The 22,637-nt window shown below is 64.3% G+C and carries 19 protein-coding genes; 12 read left to right on the forward strand and 7 right to left on the reverse strand.

The window, feature by feature from the left end; translation table 11 throughout:
* Nucleotides 1-266, forward strand: a 266-nt coding sequence (locus J3E64_RS17895) for a TonB-dependent receptor (protein ID WP_253344406.1), incomplete at its 5' end; no start/stop codon positions are given.
* Between the two features lie 28 nt (nt 267-294).
* Complete coding sequence (locus tag J3E64_RS17900; protein ID WP_253344407.1) at nt 295-1,737, forward strand: PepSY domain-containing protein; 1,443 nt, start codon at nt 295-297, stop codon at nt 1,735-1,737.
* 107 nt (nt 1,738-1,844) lie between these two features.
* On the opposite strand, the gene J3E64_RS17905 is transcribed toward J3E64_RS17900, so the two are convergent.
* Nucleotides 1,845-3,002 carry a site-specific integrase gene (locus J3E64_RS17905; RefSeq protein WP_253344485.1) on the reverse strand — a complete coding sequence of 386 codons (1,158 nt, stop codon included), beginning with the start codon at nt 3,000-3,002 and terminating at the stop codon, nt 1,845-1,847.
* A gap of 56 nt (nt 3,003-3,058) precedes the next feature.
* Nucleotides 3,059-4,309, reverse strand: coding sequence for a hypothetical protein (locus J3E64_RS17910; RefSeq protein WP_253344408.1), 1,251 nt, complete (start codon nt 4,307-4,309; stop codon nt 3,059-3,061).
* Nucleotides 4,310-4,427: 118 nt separating this feature from the next.
* Here J3E64_RS17910 and J3E64_RS17915 point away from each other — a divergent pair, with 118 nt between their 5' ends.
* Nucleotides 4,428-5,624 carry a hypothetical protein gene (locus tag J3E64_RS17915; RefSeq protein WP_253344409.1) on the forward strand — a complete coding sequence of 399 codons (1,197 nt, stop codon included), beginning with the start codon at nt 4,428-4,430 and terminating at the stop codon, nt 5,622-5,624.
* 14 nt (nt 5,625-5,638) lie between these two features.
* On the opposite strand, the gene J3E64_RS17920 is transcribed toward J3E64_RS17915, so the two are convergent.
* From J3E64_RS17920 to J3E64_RS17940, 5 genes are all read right to left on the reverse strand, one after another.
* Nucleotides 5,639-6,160: an RES family NAD+ phosphorylase gene (locus tag J3E64_RS17920; RefSeq protein ID WP_253344410.1), complete on the reverse strand. Its 522-nt coding sequence runs from the start codon at nt 6,158-6,160 to the stop codon at nt 5,639-5,641.
* A gap of 65 nt (nt 6,161-6,225) precedes the next feature.
* Nucleotides 6,226-6,576, reverse strand: coding sequence for an antitoxin Xre/MbcA/ParS toxin-binding domain-containing protein (locus J3E64_RS17925; protein ID WP_253344411.1), 351 nt, complete (start codon nt 6,574-6,576; stop codon nt 6,226-6,228).
* A 75-nt stretch (nt 6,577-6,651) separates the two neighbouring features.
* A complete protein-coding gene (locus J3E64_RS17930) occupies nt 6,652-7,665 on the reverse strand; it encodes a ParB/RepB/Spo0J family partition protein (protein WP_253344412.1) in 1,014 nt (337 codons plus the stop codon).
* Between the two features lie 47 nt (nt 7,666-7,712).
* Nucleotides 7,713-8,915: an AAA family ATPase gene (locus J3E64_RS17935; protein ID WP_253344413.1), complete on the reverse strand. Its 1,203-nt coding sequence runs from the start codon at nt 8,913-8,915 to the stop codon at nt 7,713-7,715.
* A 171-nt stretch (nt 8,916-9,086) separates the two neighbouring features.
* Nucleotides 9,087-10,187 carry a replication initiation protein gene (locus J3E64_RS17940; RefSeq protein ID WP_253344486.1) on the reverse strand — a complete coding sequence of 367 codons (1,101 nt, stop codon included), beginning with the start codon at nt 10,185-10,187 and terminating at the stop codon, nt 9,087-9,089.
* A 662-nt stretch (nt 10,188-10,849) separates the two neighbouring features.
* Between J3E64_RS17940 and J3E64_RS17945 the strand changes: the two genes are divergently transcribed.
* The 9 genes from J3E64_RS17945 (at nt 10,850) to J3E64_RS17985 (ending at nt 22,553) form a co-directional block, all read left to right on the forward strand.
* Nucleotides 10,850-11,176, forward strand: coding sequence for a single-stranded DNA-binding protein (locus J3E64_RS17945; protein WP_253344414.1), 327 nt, complete (start codon nt 10,850-10,852; stop codon nt 11,174-11,176).
* A gap of 485 nt (nt 11,177-11,661) precedes the next feature.
* On the forward strand, nt 11,662-12,102 hold the full coding sequence (locus J3E64_RS17950) for a toprim domain-containing protein (protein WP_253344415.1): 441 nt from the start codon (nt 11,662-11,664) through the stop codon (nt 12,100-12,102).
* Nucleotides 12,103-12,165: 63 nt separating this feature from the next.
* On the forward strand, nt 12,166-16,362 hold the full coding sequence (locus tag J3E64_RS17955; protein WP_253344416.1) for a strawberry notch family protein: 4,197 nt from the start codon (nt 12,166-12,168) through the stop codon (nt 16,360-16,362).
* A gap of 113 nt (nt 16,363-16,475) precedes the next feature.
* Nucleotides 16,476-18,491: a ParB/RepB/Spo0J family partition protein gene (locus J3E64_RS17960; protein ID WP_253344417.1), complete on the forward strand. Its 2,016-nt coding sequence runs from the start codon at nt 16,476-16,478 to the stop codon at nt 18,489-18,491.
* A 72-nt stretch (nt 18,492-18,563) separates the two neighbouring features.
* Nucleotides 18,564-19,484 (forward strand): zincin-like metallopeptidase domain-containing protein, encoded by a 921-nt coding sequence (locus tag J3E64_RS20870; protein WP_253344418.1) that lies wholly within the window; start codon nt 18,564-18,566, stop codon nt 19,482-19,484.
* A gap of 126 nt (nt 19,485-19,610) precedes the next feature.
* Nucleotides 19,611-20,144, forward strand: coding sequence for a hypothetical protein (locus J3E64_RS17970; RefSeq protein WP_253344419.1), 534 nt, complete (start codon nt 19,611-19,613; stop codon nt 20,142-20,144).
* Nucleotides 20,137-20,580, forward strand: coding sequence for a hypothetical protein (locus tag J3E64_RS17975; RefSeq protein WP_253344420.1), 444 nt, complete (start codon nt 20,137-20,139; stop codon nt 20,578-20,580). The genes J3E64_RS17970 and J3E64_RS17975 overlap by 8 nt, the downstream gene beginning before the upstream one ends.
* A 249-nt stretch (nt 20,581-20,829) precedes the next feature.
* The gene (locus J3E64_RS17980; protein WP_253344487.1) at nt 20,830-21,774 is read left to right on the forward strand and encodes a DUF2493 domain-containing protein; all 945 of its coding nucleotides are present in this window, start codon (nt 20,830-20,832) and stop codon (nt 21,772-21,774) included.
* 116 nt (nt 21,775-21,890) lie between these two features.
* Nucleotides 21,891-22,553, forward strand: coding sequence for a hypothetical protein (locus tag J3E64_RS17985; protein ID WP_253344421.1), 663 nt, complete (start codon nt 21,891-21,893; stop codon nt 22,551-22,553).
* Nucleotides 22,554-22,637: the final 84 nt, after the last annotated feature.

Consider the following 22,637-nt stretch of genomic DNA (forward strand, 5'->3'; position numbering starts at 1 on the left):
GCTACGATGCCACCAAGCGGCTTCAGGCCCGCGCAGGCCTGCGCTATGTCGGCCGCACCTATTCCGATAACGCCAATGCCTCCCGGGTGCCCGGCTATGCGGTTGTCGATGCCGGCATCTCCTATGCCTTGACGGACAAGGTCGCGCTCAGCGTCCGCGCCTACAATCTGTTCGACAAGGACTATGCGGTCACGACTTACAATGATGAGCAATGGTTGCTCGGTCGGCCCCGCTCGGTAGACGTGGCCCTGCGTGCCAGCTTCTAAAGCATCGCGCAGACCGACGCCGGGCCACATGGCCCGGCGATGGCTCTACCTGATCCATCGCTGGATCGGCATAGTCACATGTCTGTTGCTGGCGATGTGGTTCCTGTCGGGCATCGTCATGATCTATGTGCCTTTCCCGTCGCTGACCCAGCAGGAGCGGCTGGTGGGATTGGCACCCATCGACTGGAAACAGATGCGGGGGATTGTCCAGCCCGATGAATGGCTGCAACAGGGATTGGACGGCCCCGTCTGGTTGGGGGGAAGCGCGGTTTCGGCATCGACAGGGCGCGCCATCCGTTCTGTCACTGCCCGTCGGGCAGCCGATATCGCTGCCGCGTTCGGCAAAGCGCCGATCGCCGGCATTGAACGGGTCGAGCGCGATCAATGGACCGTGGCGGGCGGGTTCGACCGCTATCGGTCCTTATGGAAGGTCACGCTCAAGCGTCCTGATGGATTGATCCTCTATGTCGCATCGACCACCGGAACGGTGGTGCTGGACACCAGTCGGACGGAACGCTTCTGGAACTGGCTCGGCTCGGTGCCCCATTGGATTTATCCGACCGTGCTGCGTCAGGATCAGCCCCTCTGGCGACAGGTGATCCTGTGGACGTCGGGCACGGCTATCATCGGGGCGGTCAGCGGCATGTGGATCGGCGTCCTGCGCATGCGGCTGCGCCGCCGTTACAAGGGCGGACGGATTTCACCCTATCGCGGTTGGCAATGGTGGCATCATGTCATGGGGCTGTTCGGTGGCACGCTGCTGGTCACTTGGATCGTAAGCGGTTGGCTTTCCGTCGATCCCAATCGCTGGTTCACCAGCAAGGGCTTGAGCGATGCGGCGCGCGCGGCCTATGCCTCCGCGGGCTCGCCGCCGATGATCGACTGGCAAAGACTAGGCCGCATGCCGCAGGCATCGGACGTGCGGCGAATGCAAATGATCTGGACCGACGGCGTCCCCCTGCTGATCCTGTCCCACGTAGGGCGGGACGCCACGATTATCGACGCACGGACCCTGAACCCGGCCATGTTTGAGCGGGATCGCTTGATCCGCGCGGCTCAGCGGCTGGTGCCGGGCGCTTCTGTCGAGGCGGTGAACTGGCTCACCGAGCCTGATTCCTATTGGTACGAAGCAAAGGGTCGCCCCGAACTGCCCGTATTGCGGATCCGGTTCTCCGATCCCCAACGGACCTGGGTCTACGTCAGCCCTCGCACGGGCATGATTTTGAATGATGTAGATGCACGGCGGCGCCTGTACCGCTGGCTGTTCGACGGATTGCACCGCTGGGATTTCGATGGGCTTGTCACCCGGCGGCCGCTCTGGGACATTTGGATGTGGTTCTGGCTGACGACAGGCGCGCTCCTCTCCGTGAGTGGCATCGTCATCGCAATTCGGCGATTGAAGGGACGGGCTAGGAAATCCGTGGTGAGGGCCGCGCTAATACCGCTGTCGGCCATCTATGAGAGAACCTAACTTGCGCATCCTTATCGGCCAGCCAGGAACGATAAAACTCCAGCTTCGATGAACCCGCGTGAAGCTCTGAAATCACCTTTCGAAGCCCGGAGCGAAAGAACAGAGACCTATCCAATCTTCGCGATCAGCCGACCGGCCGCGCCCTGTTCGGCGGCGAGGTTTCGATTATAGGCGAGCGGCATGCGCGGGCTCTTCCAGCGCAGCGCATCCATGATCCCGGCCAAATCCTCGCCGCTGGCGAACAGATCCTGGTTCAAGCCCACCCGCGTCGAATGCGCGCTGATTCCCTTCAACAGCCGCGCCAGATCATCGGCGGTCAGATCGGGCAGCGCACCTGCATCGAATGCCCTCCGGATGATCGAGCGCCAGATCGGGCCGATCGAGGCGGGATGCAGCGCTGCCGTGCCAACATCATATTCCGTCCGCGCTGGAACTGCTGGCCGTGACAGCGTCTTGCGCAGATCCCAGGTCTCGCGCCCCGACATGCTGTCGATTCGACGCCCCGGCACGGCTTTTCGGGCCTTGTAGCGCCGCACCTGCACCCGCCGGAACAGCGGCCCCGCCTCGATCCCGGCCGCCTCGGTCCACGCCGCGATCGCCCGCACCGAGCGGGGGCTCAGGAACGCTGTCGCCCCCTCCCCTTCCGGATCACCCTTGCTGCGCGGGATGGCCAGCAGCCGCGCCTCGGGATCGAGAGCTTCGACAACGTGCCCGACCTGGATGGCGACCAACTCCGACGCACGCAGACCGCTATCATAGGCCACCGACAGCAACGCCCGGTCGCGCAAGCCCGGTAAATCGTCCCCACAGGCCTCCAACAGCGCACGCACGTTGATCCCACGGGGGGCCTCGCGCTCCACATCGCGCACCGGCCCCTTAAAGCGAAGCGGGCGCGCGTGGACCTGCGCGGAGCCCTTCTCGCGGCGGATCGCGCGCAACCGCAGCTTGACCAACTCGGTCTTCGTCGGATCCTTCAAGTCGAGCAGCTGATGGATCTTCGCGATCGACGCCTTGTAACGGCCGAGCGACGCCGGTTTGGCCCCCTGCCCCGACCTAGCGTCCAAATAGTCCGCCACGAGTTCGGGCGTCGCCGGCAGCGAGGGCCGGTGCGAACGTCGGCACCAGAGATCGAACGCTTCCAGATCGGTTTTGAGGGCGCGGATGCTGTGGGGTGATGAAGCGGCTTGGTAGGCGTCGATCAGCGCCTTGTTGAGGGTGATCGTCTGACCCGCCCCGAGCTTCGTCACTTCCCACGCCAAATCGATCCCCGCACCCGATGGCGGGTCGGTCACTGGCAACGTAGCGGGTAGTCCTTCCACTTTCAGGGCCTCGACTGTTCGATGATTTCGTCGTGGGTGAACGGTTCCATGCCGTAGGCCGCCGCCAGGCCATTGAAGGCCTCGACGGCGACGCGCTGGAGCTCCTCGGACGCGACCGAGGTCAGCGTCGCGTCATATTCGTAGGAATCCTCGACTGCTGCGAAACCTTCATCGCCAAAATCGAACCGCCCCGCGAGCCACCAACTGTCCCTAATGTCGCTCAGGCCAAGTCGGACATGGATCGGCAACGAACCGCCATAGGCAAGCGCCAAGGCGCAGTTTCGTTCCAGGAAGTGGAGCCAGCGCTGGTAGAAATAGCCGGTCGACAAGGTCAGTCGCTCGCCATCGCGCTGGAACAGGAAGCCGCCGCCCAGGCCCCAGATTTCCCCGGTCTTCTCGAACCATTGAGTCAAGGCAACGGTGGGATCGATGCCCTCCTCCGCGGTGCCGGGCCAGTAGACCATCGCGCCGCCTTTGCTGATACCGAAGTTCAAGGAGTTCGGCCGCGCCAGCAGCGCCGGATGCCCCTCGCTCCCGGCGAGCGCTTGCCTCGCCCCCGGCCTGGCCGTCCATTTCGACGGAATGATCCGCGCGTATCCCGCGAAGTGCGGCTTCCACCGCATCTTCGTCGTGCCGTGCATCGGGTTCGTCACGGTCTGCGGCTCGGCCCGGTCAAACCATAGGTCGGGCTCGCCCGGGAAATGCGGCTGCCAATGCACCGCCTCGGGCGGTGGCGGCGGGAGCGTGTCGAGCGCGAGCTTGAGCGCGTCCGCGAGACGTTTGGCGAGATCATCGCGGACCGTGCGCAGCGCTGCTGTGTCCGCACCGACCGGCAGGTGGAAGCCCAACGGCCCGCGCCGCCCCCGCATATCGAATGGCAGCTTCTCGAGCGTCGCGCCCTCGAACGCGGTGTTCCACACCTGGATCACGCGCTGCTCCGAGAGCGCCCGGTTGGCGTAGCCCATCTCGAGCAGCACGTTGGGGTTGGCGCAAGCCTTGCCGCTTGGCGAGACGGCGATCGGCGTCACGTCGCCGACGAACACCGCGGCTTCGTCGATCTTGCGCAGGATGGTCGCGACGATGTCGGGGCTGCCGGCGACGCCTTGGGTGTCGGAGGTCAGGCTGGGCCGGTCGGCCTCTTCGAGGTCGGCCGCAAGCATCCCGATCGCTTGATCAAGTGCATAGCGGATCACCTCACGCGTGACGCGCCCGTCGAGATCGCTTTGCCAGGACCAGAAAACCGTCTTCCCCACGCGCCGTTGCCCCATTCCGCTTCAGCGCGTCTGTACCGCACATTATAGAAGGACGTCAAATATGCTTCTATGATAACTGCAATTATCGCATGTTGGTTTATAGACCGTCAGAGTGGTTGTGCAACGTTCTGCCTTTTACTACACATTCGGCATGGAGCCCTTCCATCCCCTCGCCGCCGATGCGGACGTTCCGCTCGAAGAATTGGCGCTCGCCCAGGCGGAATGCGCGCTCGCGCTCGGCCGCCTCGACGGCCTTCTCGCGGGACTCACACCGCCCGAAAAGCAGCTGTTTGGCATGAGTCTCGTGCGCGAGGTGCTGTTTGCGGCGTTGGGGCAGTCGGGGTTTGCCGACGCAGCGTTACTCTTCGACGCCTGGTTCGCCGGGCTCGATCGCGCGCCGCAGGAGACCCCCCTCACCCCCTGTTCCGCCTATGCCGTGGTCCGCGCGCTGCTCGGCGAGCTCGTCCATCATTCGTGGGCGCCGCTCGCGGAGGCTGCCCACACCATCGCCGCGGCCGCCCGCTTCGGGGCCGACCGTCCCGCCCAGGCCGAGGACGCGCTGGCGGGCGAGGCCATCGCCAAAGCGACCGCGTTGGTCACCCAGGTTGCGACCGGCGATACCCCCCTGCCCTTCGCCGGCCTCGCCCGTCTCACCGTCCTGCTCGGCCAGGAGGCCCTGTTCGCGCCGGTCGAGCGCGGGGCACGCAGCTTTTCGGTCGCAGGACGGGAGGTGGCGATCGAACAGCCGGCACCGCGCACGCCGCTCTGGGCGGTCGATCTGGCGCTCGGAGCGCTGCTTTCCTCGGGCGGCGCCTGGCGGCACGCCCTCCCCTGCCCCGGCGCCATCACCGCCGAGGCGCTGCAGCCCCCGCTCCGGCCCTATCAAAGGGCGATGGTGACGACCAGGACGGTACAGGCGAGCGCGCTGCGGCTTGGGGAGCTGGTCGCGGACGCGCGAAAGCGGGCGGCACTGATCCATGACCAATTGGGGCATCTGCGCGCGAACGCGCGGGCGCCGCAGGTGTGGATGCACCTCGCCGCGTTCGCGCCCCTCGGGCTCGACCAAATGGCCGCAGCCTTCAAGGTGAGCCGGCGCGGCACCTATGCGATCGGCGACGCCCTCGTCGCTGCCGGCCTGGCCCGGCGCGAGACGGTCCAGGGCCGGGTGCTGCTGGTCGCGGAAGACCCGCGAAGGGCGCGGCGCTCTGAACCAAGGGGCGACGCTCCGGCGCTCGCCCACCCCGCGCTCGTTGCATTCGACTCGGCCATGGCCGAGGTCGACCGGCTGCTCGCGCGCAGTTCGGGCCAAGTTTGACCGGATCTTACGCCCTATGCGGTAGGAGGCCTCAAGGCATCGTCGGGATCAAGGACCGTCAACGCGGCCCCCTCCCCTGCCTTATCCTGTTCATGCCATTGCCACAGCACCAGATTGCGACCGCCGACATTTTGGGTCGACGGCACCAGCGCGCCCTCGGCGCCGGCGGCGATCAGTTCGTCCGCCAGCGTCCAACTCGGCGGCGTCTTGCCGTCGAGCAGCGCCAAAGCCTTCCAGTTCGCTGCCAAGGCATCGGCGACCCGCGCATCGCAGGGCTCGGCCTCGGCGTTGGTGAGATCCGCGATTGCCCCCCCGACGAGACGATAAGGCACCAGCGTCCCGGGCTTTGGCAGCCCTTGATAATATTCCGCCACCGCCGTGACAGGATCGGCTGCGAGATAGAGCGCCGCACGCCCTTTCCTGTTCCAGCGACCGCCATAGAGCCGTGCGCCCTCTCCGGACGTCGGACTGAATTGATGACGGATCCCGATCATCCGCCAGAGCGGAAGAGACAAGGGTGCAAGGGCATAGGTCATGGCGCCGCTCTACCGGCCCGCAGCAGAAGGGACACGGTCAAGCCTGTGAACCAGCATGAACCATGTCAGGAATAGACACCGGCGGCCATGCGATCGAGGTCCTCGATCACGATATCGGCATGGCCATCCTCGACCAATTCTTCGGCCGTCTTGCCAAATCCGGCAAGGGGCTGGTGCTTGAACCAGATGATCGCCTTGCCTTCATCCCCTGCCAGCTCGGCGGCGCGCGCGATAATCCGGGCAATCTCCCCCAGCTTGGCCTGCACAGCAGGGCTCCCGGGATGCGCCGTCATCGTGTTGCGATTGAGGTGCGCGAGCCGCGACAGCCGCGTCATGGGGAGACGCAGGCGTTCCGCCATGCGGCGCGGGGCGATCATGTCCCCTTCGCGAATATCATCCAGAAAAGCAGCAAGCATGAGTGCACTCCTTGCCGTATATATGCACCCAAATACGTCTCGTTTCAATGAATCCATCGCGCGCGCCGGAATGGACTACACCCAATGCCGGTCGAGCAGCGCTTTCAACGCCGTCTCCGCTTCAGCCCGCGTACCTCCCGCATGGGGAAGCAAGGTCAGCTTTAGACCCTTGCGATCCACCACATCTACCTTCAGCAGGGGCTTCCCCGCTTCGGACACGATCGTTTCCGGCTTTCCTGACTTCTTGGGGGATCCTGACCGCTTGGGGGGATCGGCAGCCAAGGCCAGCGCGCGAATGACGTCAGGAACCAGCGTCCGCATCCTGCAATCCGCCGGAACCTCAGCGATCCTCGCCGCCTCGGCAAACACACGCTGGCGCCGCTCCTCTGGTTTCAGGAGGGGCTTAATCGCCGTGACGTGCTTGATTCTGAGATCCTGCGGGTTGGCGAAGGCAGCCATCAACTCCGCGGGAAGACGCGCCAAGTCGAGATAGCGGCTCAGCCAGCTCTCCGTCACGTTGATCCGCTCGGCCATGACCTTCTGGCGCCCTTCATAATAGGCGTCGAGGGCACGCAGATAGTCGCGCGCGCGCTCAAGATCGGTGAGATCGTCGCGCGCCCGGTTCTCGAGGTCAGCGAGGCGAAACGCCTCTTCGTCGGTGAGGCTGCGGATATCGATGAGAAAGCGGAAATCCGGATAGTTATGAGCGCGAAGCCAGCTAATCGTCCAATGCCGCCGCGCGCCGCAGATCACCTCGAAATCATGGTCCGGATCGTCCTTCACCCGGCGCACGATCGCAGGCATTTCCTGCTTGCCCTGGGCCTTGATGCTCTCGATCAGATCGGCGCAGCGATCCTCATTGAGCAGCGCATATTCGCGGTTGTGGCCCACCCACATCCGGCATCGCGCCGGATCAACAAGTTCGTGGGTTCGCGAGACAACGCTGCCGGTCGCAAGCTCGGCAAGCCGACTTTCCCGCCCCGAAAGGACACTCGCCCCGATGCCAGTTCGACGCGGCGCGGAAGCCTGGGGCGCGGGGTCGATCCCGGCAACCAGATCGGCCGCAAAGCTTGCGTTTTTCTTGCTCATAACACCGCCCCTCTACCCGGAATTGCACCGGTGCAATTTCTCCAAAATCATGCCAACCCTTCCTTGCGCAGACGCGCCAAGTGGCTCGGCCACATCGACCGGATATCGACCTCGATTTCGCTGTTGACCCCGTCCAGATAGGCAAGGCACCGATTGCGCACCGCGGAGCTCGTGACGGGACCATCGAGCTCATACACGGTCATGAGACGCGCGGTCGCATTATCGATTTCGGCGCTGTCCTTCAGCGGCGTCCTGACGATGCCGTGACCGAACAAGGTCCGCATCAGATTGAGCAGTTCCTTCTGCATGGATTTGTTCTCGTCGACCTTGGACGCGACAAAGCGAAGGAATTTGAGCGCCGGCGCCATATCCCGCTCGGCCAGCGTTTCGATCGTCTCGTCAAGCATGGCGAGAAATGCCGCTGTCGAGGAGAAATCCATGACCGTCGGCGGCACTGGCACTACGAGCGCGTTGGCGGCGCGCAACACCGACAGCGAGATCGCGCCGAGCGCTGGCGGCGGATCGAGCACAATGACATCGAAGCGATCGGCAATGCTCGCGATGCCCTGCGCCATGCGATCGAGCAACGCGCCCTGCCCTCGCGCCATTCTGGCAGCAATCTCATATTCCGATTGAAACAGCCGCAAATTGGCGGGGATAAGCTCCAGGCCGTCGAAGTGGGTCTTCCTCAAGGCATAGTCGAGCGATTCCATCTCGTCGTGCCGCAGGAAGGGATACAGAGTGTCGTCCTCGGTGAGATCGAGATCGGGCACATAGCCGAACAAGGTCGTCGCCGATGCCTGGCTGTCACAGTCGATCAGCGCGACCCGATAACCCTGTATGGCAAGATATTGGGCGAGGTGGACCGACAGGGTCGACTTACCGACCCCGCCCTTGAAGTTCTGAACCGCAATGACGCAGCATGGGTCCGAGGGCGCACGCCACGGGCGCGTTCCGAACAGACCGCGCATGTCGTTGAGCTGCGCCAGGGTATACCCCACCCGGCGCCCATTTTCGGTCCGCGGCGGGGGTGGTAAGCGGCCATCCTTTTCCGCTTCGCGTATCGCGGCCGGCGTCCTACCCACCAGATCGGCGGCCTTCCCGATCGGAAAGGTCGGCTCCCGGCGGTCGTCCGCTCTGGCGCTCCGGGCTGAATCGCGAAGCCGTTCGAGCACCGAGCTCGTGCGCTGCGCCAACGTCGCGACGGACAGGAGATCCTGAGCGCCCTCAATTTCCAATGAACTCGCCACGCGATGCCCCTGTTTCGAAACTCAGAGGTTCATAGCTCGATTTGCACTTTTAGGTCAATTGGTGGTCTATTTTCGCAAGTTGGGCATCTGCGGGCAAGGGGCCGCGATTATGACCCGCAACCTGACTCGGTGGGGGCGCCTATAGCGAAATTGCACCGGTGCAATTTCCTCTCAAGGGCGGCCCCGCCGCGCAAGAAAACTCTCGCAAAAACCCGTCCAGGACGCGAGGAGCTTGGCGCCCTTGAGCTTGGCGAGCCGCTCGCCCATCTGGCTGCGATAGGCGTCGGCGATGAGATCGATATCCCAGCCCCCGCCGTGAGACCGTGCGATCCCCGCCAGGACGTCTGATCCGAAGCGGATGGTGCCCGCCGGAAAAATGATCTCGGCGTCTGCATCCTTTTCTTTTGTCTTGCCCTGTCCGGTCAACGAAGCAATCGCGGCTTTCGTCACCGCTTCCACCGCGACGGTTTCCACCGTCTCGTCGCGCCTTGCCTTGCGGCCCGCGGAATGCCTGCCGATCTCATCAACGGTCGCGATCTGCGCCGGAGCATCCTTGGGCTCGAAGCGGAACTCGATCTCCGTGACGGTCCGCCCCTGGCGGACCTCGCGCCAATCAACCCGGAAATGGGCAAGCTGATCGATCTCGGCCTTCGCCTTCTCGAGCACCTTTCGCCGTAACTGGGCGAAATCCTTGTAGACGTCAGGGGCGATGCCAAGGAGCGCGCGGAGGGCGGTCATGTCACCCTTCCAACTCGATTGCCGGCGATGCAATCTGAGCGCACCGATCTCATAGAGCTTCAGCGCATAAGTCGACCGAAAGCCGAGCACCGCTTGGCGGTTGAGTACCGCATAGGTCTCCGACTCCTGGATAAGCTTGCGCGCCTCGGGGGTGAACTCCCACTCGATCCAGCCCGCATCAGCCCCTTCTTCATCCTCCGCTTCCTCGCGAGACGATGAAATCAGTGAGAAACGCAGGGTGGCTCGCTTGCCGCGCCAGGATTTGTCGTCGATCGCAAAAAGCGTCCGATGCAGTTCCTCGAGCATATCCGATATGCGTTCGTTGCCTTTATGCCCCCGCCGGATGTCGGCCTTGCGCATACGGTGCCGCCGGTCTTCCCACGCATCACCTCCGGCAGTCAGGATCATGAGCGCCAGCAACCGCGACGCCGTGAGGCTAAGCGACTGTCCTTTGACGAACTTTACTTCAACGATGCTGCCGGGCTTGGCGAACTCATCCCCGCCCTTGGCCTGCAAGGCAGCCGCGACGCGCATCGCACGACCCGGAGCGCTCTCGCTCGGGTCATCTTTCTCAGCCGCTACTGATGCTAGGTCTTGATCGTCATCCATGCCATGAAATCTGCGCCCGATTCCGCGAATCGTCCCATAAAGCTGCCTGACCTGTCCTGCGTCGTCAAGTCAGGGCAGGATAGATGCCCTTTGATGCCCCCAGGAGGTCAGGATGAAAATCTGCGTCCAGGACGGCCAAGCACTGGACTTCCGCCGAGTCGCGATGCGGTATCGTCCGTCAGCCGGTTTCCGCTCCCTTTGGCCACCACTTGACGTACCGGGCGCGATCACTGATCCCGAATCGGGCTGTCATCACCATTCCCCCAATAGGTCAGGATAGCCCCAATAGGACAGGTTGCTTCCCCCGAACGGTCAGCCAAACGCCCCCGCGCGGTCAGTCAAAATCCCCCAAAAGGTCAGGAATAGGGGGCGCAACACCGCAGAAAAGCTTGGCAAATGGCGCCCCGAATCTGAATCCCTTAGAATCGGAAAAGCTTCCGCTGCGAGCAGCGGCGTTTTGATTCTTGGATATTTTGAATGACGAGCGTGGCTCCCATCCTGCTCGCCAATCCCCCTAGCTGGAGGGATCGCACAACGCTGAACGAAAGCATTACCCTGCGGCCAATCCCATTGGCGCGGAGCAGCATATGATCAATTTCGCCAAGTTTGAAATTATTGGGCGCATCGGCGAGATCGACGCCCGTCCAAAGGTTACGCTTCTCTCCGTCTGCGCGAACTATCGGCGCAAGGGCGAGGATGACGAATGGCAGGAGGACAGCCACTGGAACCGGGTGACGATTTTCAGCGAAGGCCAGCGCAAGCATATTGCCGATCGCGCACAGGTCGGTGACCTCGTCCGCATCGCCGGCCGCCTCAAAGACAGTTCCTATGAACGCGACGGGGCCACCCACTATACGACAGACCGGATTGTCGAGGAATTCGGCATCCTCGCACCCAAGGGTACGCCCAACTGAACGGTGGGAGAGGGGAGGGCGCAGCGCCGGGACATTCCGACCGTTTGCCAGGATGAGCCATGTCCCTTCCAGCTTCACACCGCGCCAAAGCCATCGTCGAATCGCTTGGTGGCATATGGCGCGGGACGCGCGGAGAATGCCGCTGTCCCGCTCATGATGATCATGGGCCCAGCCTCTCGATCCGCCTGGGCGAGCGCGCCATCCTTTTTCACTGCTTTGCGGGTTGCGACACGCGCGATATTCTCATCGCACTACGCCATCGTAAACTTCATGACAGCAAACCGCTCGCCATGCCGGCAACCCGGTCCGGCCCGGATCATGGCGCGTTGGCCCAACGGCTGTGGAAGGCCAGCGGGCCAATCCACGACACGCCTGCCAGCGACTATCTGCGGGCTCGGGGGCTGAACGAACCCTATCCGCGTTGCCTCCGCTACAATCCCCGCACCATTGTCGGATCCGGCACGCGCCGAAAGACTTATCCGGCGATGATCGCGGCCGTCGAAAATGATGGCGGCGTGATCGCGGTTCAGCGGACCTGCCTCGATCTTGACGATATTTTGCGTAAGCCGCTGCCGAAACCGAAGATCGCACTCGGCCTGCTGGGAAATGCGGCGATCCGCTTGGCCACCCCCGATGACGAACTCGGGCTTGCCGAGGGGATAGAAGACGCGCTTTCGGCCATGACGTGGTTCGGCACGCCGACCTGGGCGCTGGGCGGTGTTGAACGGCTCGCCCTTGTCGCCATTCCCGAGCGTGTGAAGCGCATCATCATCTATGGGGACCGGGGTCGCACCGCAGCGGCGATGATCGAGAAAGCCCGACCCCATCTCGAAGCCAATGGTCGGGAGCTCGTCATCCGGATCCCACAACGACATGATGACTGGAACGATGCCTGGCGCGCAAAACGAGCCGCCGCAATGACCTGAGAGGGGAGGGGGCCTCCGGCCGGTGAGCCTGGCGATCCTGCCGGGCCAGACCCGGAGGCATCCATGGCCACACATCCCCTTTCCCTTACCTTGCCGTTCGCCAATCCAGCCCATGTCGCAGCCGATGCGCTGGCATCCCGTCTGGCGACGGACACGGGAGTGACCCGCCGCGACCTTCTTGCGGAAATGACCCAAGCCTACGGATCGACCAGTGCTGACGGACGATGGTCGCAGCGGGCGGCCTATGACGTGCTCGAGGCCGCGCAGGTTCTCCATCTGAGACGCAACAGCGTCCCCACACGCCCGATCGATCGGCTCCGCTACCTGATCGACATGACGCAATCGCTCCCGACGCAAAGCGCGCGCAGCGAAAGCCAGATCGCTCTCCAGCAATTCTCCACCCCGGCACCGATCGGCTTTCTCGCGGCGCAGGCCATTGGCGTCCGCCCGACCGATATCGTCCTCGAACCATCGGCGGGAACGGGACTTCTCGCCGTTCACGCAGCCCATGCACGCGCTGGCCTTGTTCTGAACGAGATCGATCCATGGCGTTCGGCTCTTCTCGCGCATAGCCTCCCCTCCGCGGGGTTCACATGCCATGACGGCGAACTTCTCGATGATCTTCTCGATCCCGGCGTCGTCGCAACGCGGCTCCTGATCAATCCGCCCTTTTCGCGAAGTCTGGGCCGAGGCGTCGATCGCCATGCCTGTCTGCGGCATCTTCGCGCGGCCTTCCGGCGGCTCGCGCCAGGCGGGCGGTGCGCGGTCATCCTGCCCGACAGGATCGAGACGGGCGGGCCGGACTGGGGCCGGGCAATCGAAGACGGCTTGATCCGGCTACATCTCGATCTTCCCGCCAATGCCTATGCGAAGCATGGCACAGGCCAGGCCGTGCAACTGATCGTGATTGAAAAGGGCGGCCAAGGGGCGCCCGCTGCGCGGTGGGGATGTGTGGACCTGCTCGATGCGCTCGCTGTCATCGAGGCGCAAGAGGTGGCCGCAAATGCTCCGGTCAGACCGATCCGAACCGGCCGTCTCTTCGGTGGCCTGTCGAAGACTCCCCGTCGAGTGCCTGACCGGCGCATGTCCGAAGCGATGGGTCCGCGCGCTGTGCGCTACCGGCTGCTCGAGGAGCCCGCTCCGGCCGAAGCGGCGCAAGGCATCTACCTTCCTTACCGCCCAAGCAGGCTCGTGATCGAGAATGCCCGGCGCCATCCGACATCGCTGGTCGAATCCCAGGCGATGGGATCCATTGCCGCACCGCCTGTGCGGTACGAGCCCATGGCGCCGGCGGCCCTTTTCGATCAGGGCCTTCTTTCGGACGCACAGCTTGAGACGCTGATCTACGCGGGTGCAGCGTTCGAGCGCGATCTTCCGGGCCGCTTCAAGCCCGCCGACGAAGGGCTTTCGCTGAGTGTGGCGGAAGACGGTGCGCTTTACCGGACCGGCTTCTTCCTTGGCGATGGAACGGGGGCCGGCAAGGGCAGGCAGGTCGCCGGCATCATGCTCGACCAGTGGTTGCGCGGCAACCGCCGGCACATCTGGATATCGAAGAGCGAGACGCTGATCGAGGATGCGCGGCGGGACTGGGCGGCGCTTGGCGGGTTGCCGCTCGATGTGCAGCCGCTCGGACAGTGGAAACTGGGCGCGCCCGTCCAACTGGCGGAGGGGATCGTCTTCCTGACCTACGCCACGCTGCGGTCGAACCGCGGCGACAAGGGGACACGGCTGCGCCAGCTCATCGACTGGATGGGCGGGGATTTCGATGGTCTCGTCATATTCGACGAAGCGCATGAAATGGCAGGCGTCGCCGGAGGAGAGGGGCGATTTGGCGCGGCCAAAGGCTCCGAACAGGGCATCGCCGGCGTCCGGTTGCAGAATTTCTGTCCTCGCGCCCGGATTCTCTACGTTTCAGCGACCGGCGCGTCGGACGTGAACAATCTTGCTTATGCGACGCGGCTCGGGCTGTGGGGGCCGCACACGGCCTTTGCCGATCGCCGGGCGTTCGTTGAGTCCCTGCGGCGCGGCGGCATCGCGGCGATGGAACTGATCGCGCGCGATCTCAAGGCGCAGGGTCTCTATGCCGCGCGGGCGCTCAGCTTTGCCGGTGTCGAATATGATATCCTCGAACATCGCCTTAGCGTCGATCAGATCGATGTCTACAACGCCTATGCCGATGCCTGGGCGATCATCCACCGCAATCTCCAGGCCGCGCTGGAGGTGACGCGGGTTACCGACGGGTTCAGCGGCGCAACCTATAATGGCGGGGCAAAGGCCGCCGCCCTCTCGATCTTCGAATCGACCAAGCAGCGTTTCTTCGGCCAGATCCTCCTGTCGATGAAGCTGCCTTCGCTGATCCCGGCGATGACGGCCGACATCGCGCGCGGAGACTGCGCCGTCGTGCAACTCGTTTCCACGTCCGAGGCGATGCTGGACCGAGCGCTGGCGGACCTCTCACCCGAGGAGCGTGCCTGGCTCGATATCGAACTGTCGCCGCGCGAGTATCTCGTCGATTATCTGACCGCCGCTTTTCCTGTCCGCCAGATGCAGACCTTTACCGACGACAGCGGGACGGTCCGCTCCGAGCCGATGGTTGATGAGGAGGGGCGTCCGGTCCTCTGCCGGGAAGCGGTCGCGATGCGCGATCAGCTTCTCGAGCGGTTGTGTGCCCTGCCGGTCGTGGGCTCAGCGCTCGATCATATTATCGGCCATTTCGGGACCGAGGCCGTTGCGGAGGTTACCGGGCGGAGCCGGCGCGTCGTCGCCGGCGCAGATGGCCGGCAGCGCATCGAGCGGCGCACCGCGCGCACGAACCTCGCCGAAACCGACGCCTTCATGCGCGGCGAGAAGCGGATCCTCATTTTCTCGGACGCTGGCGGAACGGGCCGAAGCTATCACGCCAGCCTTGATGCGCCCAATCGGGCGCGCCGGATCCATTATCTTCTCGAGCCGGGATGGCGCGCCGACGCCGCGATCCAGGGGCTTGGCCGTACCCATCGCACGCATCAGGCCTGCGCGCCGCTGTTTCGGCCGGTTTCGACCGATTGTCGCGGCGAACGCCGGTTCATCTCGACGATCGCCCGTCGTCTCGACAGCCTGGGCGCTCTTACGCGCGGTCAGCGCCAGACTGGCGGGCAGGGGCTTTTCGATCCTCGGGACAATCTTGAATCGGACTTTGCGCGGGAGTCTCTCGATCGCTGGTTCCATCTGCTCGGCGCGGGAAAGCTGGAGTCGATCTCTCTTGATCGGTTCGAAGACCTGACGGGTCTCAAGCTGGCGGGGGAAGGGGGCGGCCTAACGGAGAATTTGCCGACCATCCAGCGTTGGCTCAACCGCATATTGGCGCTGCGGATCGATTTGCAGAACGCCATTTTTGACGAGTATCTCGGTCTCATTGAAGCGCGCGTCGAGAAGGCGCGGGACGCCGGCACGCTGGATCTGGGCGTGGAGACGATCACGGCCGACCGGATCACGATCCTCGATCGGACCGTCATTCGCCGCGATCCGGTCAGCGGTGCCGAAACCGAGATCCTGCGGATCGAGACCGAGGAAAGGGTTGTTCCCCTCAGCCTGGATCGGGCCGCCTGGATGCTGACGGACCCGGAAGCGCGCGCCGTTGTGAACGAGCGATCGGGGAAGGCCGCCATCCTGCGACCGACCTACTCGCTGACCGACGATGATGGCCGAACGGTGCGGCGCTATGAGCTTGTGCGCCCCACGCGCACCGAACGGCATCGGCAGGACATGTTCGCAGAGACGCATTGGCGCGACGCGGATCGGGTCGCGTTCGAACAGCTCTGGCATGCCGAATGTGATGAAATGTCCGCGCAGACCCGCACGCAGATCATCTATCTGGTGACCGGGCTGCTATTGCCGGTATGGGGGAAGCTCCCGGATGACCATGTTCAGGTCTGGCGATTGACCAGTGACGATGGGCAGTCGCTTCTGGGTCGCTTGGTGCCCGCGCCCATGGTCGAGCGGATCGCAAGCGCATTCGGGATCGCCGCCTCGGTCGAGATCGGCCTGCCCGAGAAGATCGAGCATGTGCGTACCTCGGGCGAGACCGTCGCGATCGGCGGGTTGCGGTTGAAGCGATCCTTCGTTGCTGGTGCGCACCGGTTCGAGCTGCTCGACTGGTTGCCCGAGGCCTTGCCCGCGCTCAAGGCCGCAGGCTGTTTCACGGAAATCATCCAGCATCGCACGCGGCTGTTCGTGCCGATCGATCGCACGGCCGCGATCCTTGCCGTGATCGAGAACTGAAACTTCGATCCACCGGGGTTGGAGAGGGGAGGGGGCCTTCGGCCGGTTGAGCTCAGATGGGCTCACGTGCCGGCCGTGGGGCTGCCACGTCTTCTCGATCCAGGAGATGACCGATGATCCAGTCTGTGAAGGTGAAGAACCTTTCCCTGTCCAAGGACAATGTCCGCAAATCCAACCGCGACGCCGATCTGGCGAGCCTGGCCGACAATATCGCCGCCCAGGGCTTGCTTCAGAATCTGGTGGTCACGCCGCTCAAGAAGGCCGGTCACTTTACCGTCAAGGCAGGCGGGCGCCGTCTGCGGGCGCTGCAGCGACTTATCGACGACCACCGGCTGCCTGCCGATTACGAGGTTCAGGTGCTGGTGCTGGGCGACGAAGATGGGTCCGCCGAGGCGAGCCTGTCGGAAAATTTCCACCGGGTCGCGATGAACCCGGCTGACGAATGCGCGGCGTTCAAGCATTTCCTCGATCGCGGGGCCAGTGCGGAGGATGTCGCCAAGCGGTTTGGCGTCACCACCCGCTTTGTCGAGCAACGTGTTCGTCTGGCCGAACTCGCGCCCGTGGTTTTTGCCGCGCTCTCAGCGGGCGAGATCACGTTGGGCGTCGCCCAGGCCTATGCCGTGACCCCGGATGTCGATCGGCAGGCACGCATCTTCGAGAGCATGAGCCGGTCCTATTATGGGGACAGCCCGGACAATATCCGCCGGGCGGTGCTCAACGGCACGGTGAAGGCGACCGACGCCAAGGCGCGCTTCGTCGGCCGCGATGCCTATCTCGAGGCCGGCGGCCGCATCGAACGCGATCTCTTCGGTGATGCCGACGAGGAAAGCTGGGTCGATGTCGAAATCATCGAGCAGCTTGCCGCGCAGAAGCTCGAGGCGGCCGCGGAAGCGCTCGCCGCCGAGCAGAAGCTCGCCTTCGTGACGCCGGTTCTCGCGACCCACGTTCCCTATGACATGGAATGTCAGCTCCATGAATATCATGCCCCGCGGCGGGATCTCAGCGAGGCCGAGCAGGGCCGGGTCGATACGCTGTCCGACGAGGGCGATGCGCTCGTCCGTGCGCTGGAAACCGAATTGGAGGACGGAACGCCGCAAGCGGAAGCCGCTTCCTCGCGGCTTGCGGAGATCGAGCAGGAACTGGAGGCGATCGAAGGCACGCGCACGATCGTCGACGAGGCGGTCCGCGAGCAGCTCGGCACGTTCGTCTATCTCGGACCGGATGGGACGCCGCGGGTACACAGCCGCCTGTTCAGCGAAAGGGCGATCCGCCAGCCCGGCGAAGCATCCGACCCGGGCAAGCCGGAAGGCAAGGCAAATGCCGCGCGGCTCAGCGCCACGCTGATCGACGAACTGGCGACCCAGCGCCGACAGATCCTGTCCGCGCATGTCGCCTCGGACGCCTCCTTCGCGCTTGACCTTGCGATCTTCTTCATGGCGCACCGCACCGTCTTCGCCGGGGGCTATGTCCGCGATCATTCCACGCTTCAGGCCGCGCATGCGAGTTTCCCGATCGTCGGTTTTCGCGACGAGGGAAGCGCTGCCAGCAATGCGCTCGCCGACCAGCGGCAGGGTCTCGATGTCAGTTGGGCGGGCGGTGCGACACTCTCCGCGCGCTTCGATGCATTCCGTGACCTTGACGAGCAGGCGCGCGCCGATTGGCTCGCTTATGTGATCGGGCAGAGTCTCGAGCCGACGCTCAATGTGGACGGCGGCGGACGGCACAACGGTTTCCACGATCATCTTGGCCGTCTTCTCGGCATCGATGTCGCCCAGTGGTGGCGGCCCGATGCGCAGAACTTCTTCGGCCGCGTCAAGAAGGACATCATGCTCGAAGCGCTTGAGGACATCGGCGGGCCGGTGCTGCGGGGCCGGTACAAGGATGCCAAGAAGGGCGACCTCGCCAATGCCTGCGCTGCACTGTGTTCCGGTCAGGGTATCGTGGAGGCGGAGATCCGGGAGAAGGCAATCGCCTGGCTGCCCGGCGAAATGCGGTTCGACGCGATTGAACAACCGGAGCGCGTCCGAAGCTACTCCGCCTTCCTGTCAGACGATGATGACGATGGCGAGGTCGGTGAAGCGGCCGTCGGCGATGCTGAAGACGACGAGGACATTGCCGAGGCGGCCTGATCCCAATCTCGGCTCCAGCGGGCGGGCGGCGGCATCCCGCCGCCTGCCTTTCCCAATCTCAGGAGAATCATCGTGGCACATGCACCGAGCCGGCCATCGCCGGCCGAAACGATCACCCATGCCATCATCCAGCGACTTGAGGCCGGCGTCCGGCCATGGGTGAGACCCTGGCGCGCGAGCGCAGCCCAGGGGCGACCCCTCCGAGCGAATGGCGAACCCTATCGCGGCATGAATACCTTCTGGCTGTGGCTGGCCGCAGAACAGGGCGGGTATCGCTCCCGCCACTGGATGACCTATCGCCAGGCGCAAGCTTTGGGCGGGCAGGTGCGGCAGGGCGAGCAGGCGCAGTTCGCGATCTTCTACAAAGCCTATTCCAAGAAGATCGAAGCCGCCGATGGTCAGGGTGGGAGTAGCGATGAACAGCGGCGCGTGATGCGCTCCTACGCGGTGTTCAATGCCGACCAGATCGACGGGCTCGCCGCCGATTTCTATCCTGAAATGCTTGTCCTCGTGCCGCCTTCGGACGAACTTTGTCCCCGCGCTCAATGTTTCATCGACCGCTTGCCGGCTCGACAGCGCAATGGCGGTGACCGTGCCTATTATGATCTGCGGGCCGATATGATCACGATGCCCGCGATAGAGCAGTTCGATTCGCGGGCGAGCTGGGCGGCGACCCTGGCGCATGAAGCAGGGCATTGGAGTGGTCACCCGGATCGGCTTGCCCGGTCCTTCGGCAAGCGATTTGGTGACAATGCCTATGCGTTTGAAGAGTTGGTGGCCGAATTAACCGCTGCCCTGATCGGCGCCGACATCGGCCTTCCGACAATCCATCTCGATGATCATGCCGCCTATATCGGATCCTGGCTTGCCATTTTGCGGCAGGACAGCCGGGCTCTGCTGACGGCAGCCGCACGGGCCGAGGAAGCGGCGGGTTTCCTCTTGCGCGCGACCAATCTGCTCCCGGTTGCGACCGATCAGAAGGCGGCCGCATAGCCGGTGCCCCGACATTACGCGCCGCCCATTGTAGACGGAAGCGTTCGGCTCCGACGCTTTCCGTTCGTCCAAGCATCTTCCTGAAGCCCGGCCTTGCCGGAGCTTCGCCATAATCGGAGAACTCCCATGGCAGATTATTATTCGCCGACCGTCGTGCGCCCGAGCATATCCGCCGATGCGATCACGTCGCTTGAACTGGCGGTGTTGAAGCAGATGTTCGAATTCGAGGCCGATGGCGACGCCATCTATTTTTTCTCCAGCGAAGGACCGTCCGACACGATCTGGCTGGACATCGAAACACTCAAGGTCGGGCTCGCCGAGCACGCCGAAAGGTCGGGAGCGCTCGCGGACATGGTGCGCGAAGCGCTCGCGGCCGCCGGGAATGACGACGAAGAGATCGAGCTCGATCTTTCCGATCTGGGCGGAGCAGAGATCTTTCAGGGCATTGTGCGTCGGTGCGAGGGTCTGAGTGCCGTCGTCATCACATCAGCCTGGACGTGCACCAAAATGCGGCCTGACGGTTTTGGCGGAGGCGTCGCGGTCGTGACCGCCGATCACATCTTGTCCAGCACGACGGCGCAGATGGAATGCGAATTGCTGGACCGGGCCGAATCTGGCGAATCTGGCGGTGCGCCGGGACAGGAGATGGATCATGGCTGATCGTGTATCCGTCACCTTGCGGCTCGGCGGAACATTGTCCGCCGATCGCGTGCCCGATCTCATGGCGGCAATCGCGGCCGACGATGCTGGCGCCGATTGGGAAGGCGAGCCGGTCACGCTCGACCGGGTGGTTGCCGGCGAAACGCTTGTGCTCGTCGGCACGGAGGTCGCCTGGGGCATCTTCGAGGAGATCGAGGGCTTCGCCCAGCGCGCCGGGCTTGTCTATGCGCGGTGGTCGGGTGGTGCCTCCGGCAGCTTCGGTCCTGAACGTGTCGTTTTCAGCGGGGCAGGGGCACCGGAGTATTTCTCGGCGTCGGACGATGACGAGGTCATGCTGTCGGCCTCGGACATTCGGCAGTTGGGTTCGCATGCCGCTATCCTCGCCAGTCTCGAACGGGCCGAATTGGCGATCCCCCCACTGATCGTGCGCGGTTGATGAGGAGTCTTTGAGCCGTAGGCCGGACCTGTCGCCGGAGGATGCGCCGCATGGGCCATCGCGCTGGCGGCAGCAACCCGCCACAGGACGGCCGTGTTGGCGCTGGCGCGCCTGCCCGCACCAGCCCGTACCTGTGGCGGGTTCCCCTTGGGCTTTCGCCCGGCGGTGCCGCCGCCGCTTGGACCGATGGCCCGGAGGCTTCGCATCCGGCGGACAGGCCGCCGGCCCACAGCGAAGGACTTGAGCATCATGACCAGCTCCCTCTCCGCGATCCTCGCGGACCTCGAACTCGGGCATCTCACCCTGTCGGGGGATCAACATCGCAGCCTCGAAGCGCCGCCGCCACTCGAAGCCATGGAACAGACCGTCAGCGCCGTCTGGAGCGACCTTTTCGCGCTGTTCCCCTTCACCGCGCTCGAGCGCGACATCGAGGATCTGGGCTGGGGCCTGGTCAACCTCTTCCACCGCGCCGCGGCCAAGAAAAACCACTTCGTCGATCGGCTGACCGACGATATCCGTCTCCTCCTCGCCGAGCAGGACGGCTCGGAGATCGCGACCACCGACCTTGAGGAAAAGGTCGAACTCGCCCAGAAGGTCGAGCAGTCGGCACAGGCCTATGAGGCGATGCGCGACGTCGCGGCGCGCCATTATCTCCACGAAACCGGACGGTCCTGGGTTCCGGCATCGGGCAACCGCATCTCTCTGGGCGTGACGGCCGCGATCGTCGATGGTCATGCCTTCCTGCGGGCGCGGCGCGAGCGGGTGCGCGACGCCAATCTGGTGCAGGGCACGCCCGTGGTTTTCGCCGGTGGCCGGCTCAGCTTTGCGAGCGAGGCCGACGCCAAGCAGTTTGCCGACAATCTGTTACGCACCCTGAACGCGGTGCGCGAGCGCGTCGGCGACATGTATCTCGTCCATGGCGGTGACATGAAGGGCATCGAGCGGCTCGCCGCGTCCTGGGCGGAACAGCACGGCATCCAGCAACTGCGTTTCGGACTCGACCGCAAGCTCGGCGATCGCGCCGGTTTCCGGCGCAACGAGCAGATGCTCTCGATCAAGCCCCGCTATGTGGTGGCCTTCCAAGGCAATGGCGTCACCGAGCGGCTTGTGATCGAAGCGAAGTCGCGCGGCATCCACGTCGTTGACCGCCGCGGTCCTCTGGGCACGCCGCCGAGCGCCGAACGCCGGCCCTGACCGGCTGCTGGCCGCCGCTTGCGGCGGCCAGTGTCTGCCATCCAGCAGCCTTCGGGCATCGGGAAAAGGAAAGGGTGCTCCGGGGGAAGTGTCCCATTGCACCGGAGGCATTCCCCATGTTCCTGCCCGACCGCGCGAGTGCGCGCGCCCTCATCGATTTCCGCAACCGTCATGGCCGATACTGGAAGGCTGCGCTGTGTGCGCTCTGGTCTTCGGCCAGGGACGCAGAGCATCCCGACGGCCCTGCCTTGCGTGGGCTTCGCAACCAGGCCGGGCCTGTCTGGCTTGCCGGGCTCGACGCGGCCGGGATGGTGATCCTCGAACGGCTTGCCATGGACGGCGATCCCGGTCTCGCGCGCGCCTTTCTCCAAACGGCCGATGAATTCCTGCGCGGCGCGCAGGGCGGTAAGAGCGTGTATCCCGCTCTTGTGCTGCATCATGTGGCGATCGCCTGTGAGCTTGGCCTCAAAGCCTATCTCCTGACACATGGCTGGACCGATCAGGAGAACCGCGCCTGTTTCGGTCACTGTCTCGACCGTCTCCTGGTCGAGGCCCGGCGGCTCGGCTTGCCGCGCCCGGACCGGTCATTCGAGCGCTTCGTCATCCAGGTGGGACCAGCCTATGCCCGCCATGATATCGACGCTCTGGTCGCAAGTGGCGCGGCGATCGATCCGGCAGTAGCTCACGCATCCATCCGTACATTCCTCGGGCAGGTCATGGCCTCGGCTCACCATGCGCCTGGCGATAGGCCTCAACGGGCATGCCCCTCCGCGCGATGACAAGGCGGAGCCACGATTCCCGAACTTATGGCTATCGGCCGTATCTCCAGGATTGTCCGCACGCGCATCGCCGCGAAGACCAGG

The sequence above is a fragment of the Sphingobium sp. OAS761 genome, from assembly GCF_024168485.1.
In the GTDB taxonomy this organism is placed as follows: domain Bacteria; phylum Pseudomonadota; class Alphaproteobacteria; order Sphingomonadales; family Sphingomonadaceae; genus Sphingobium.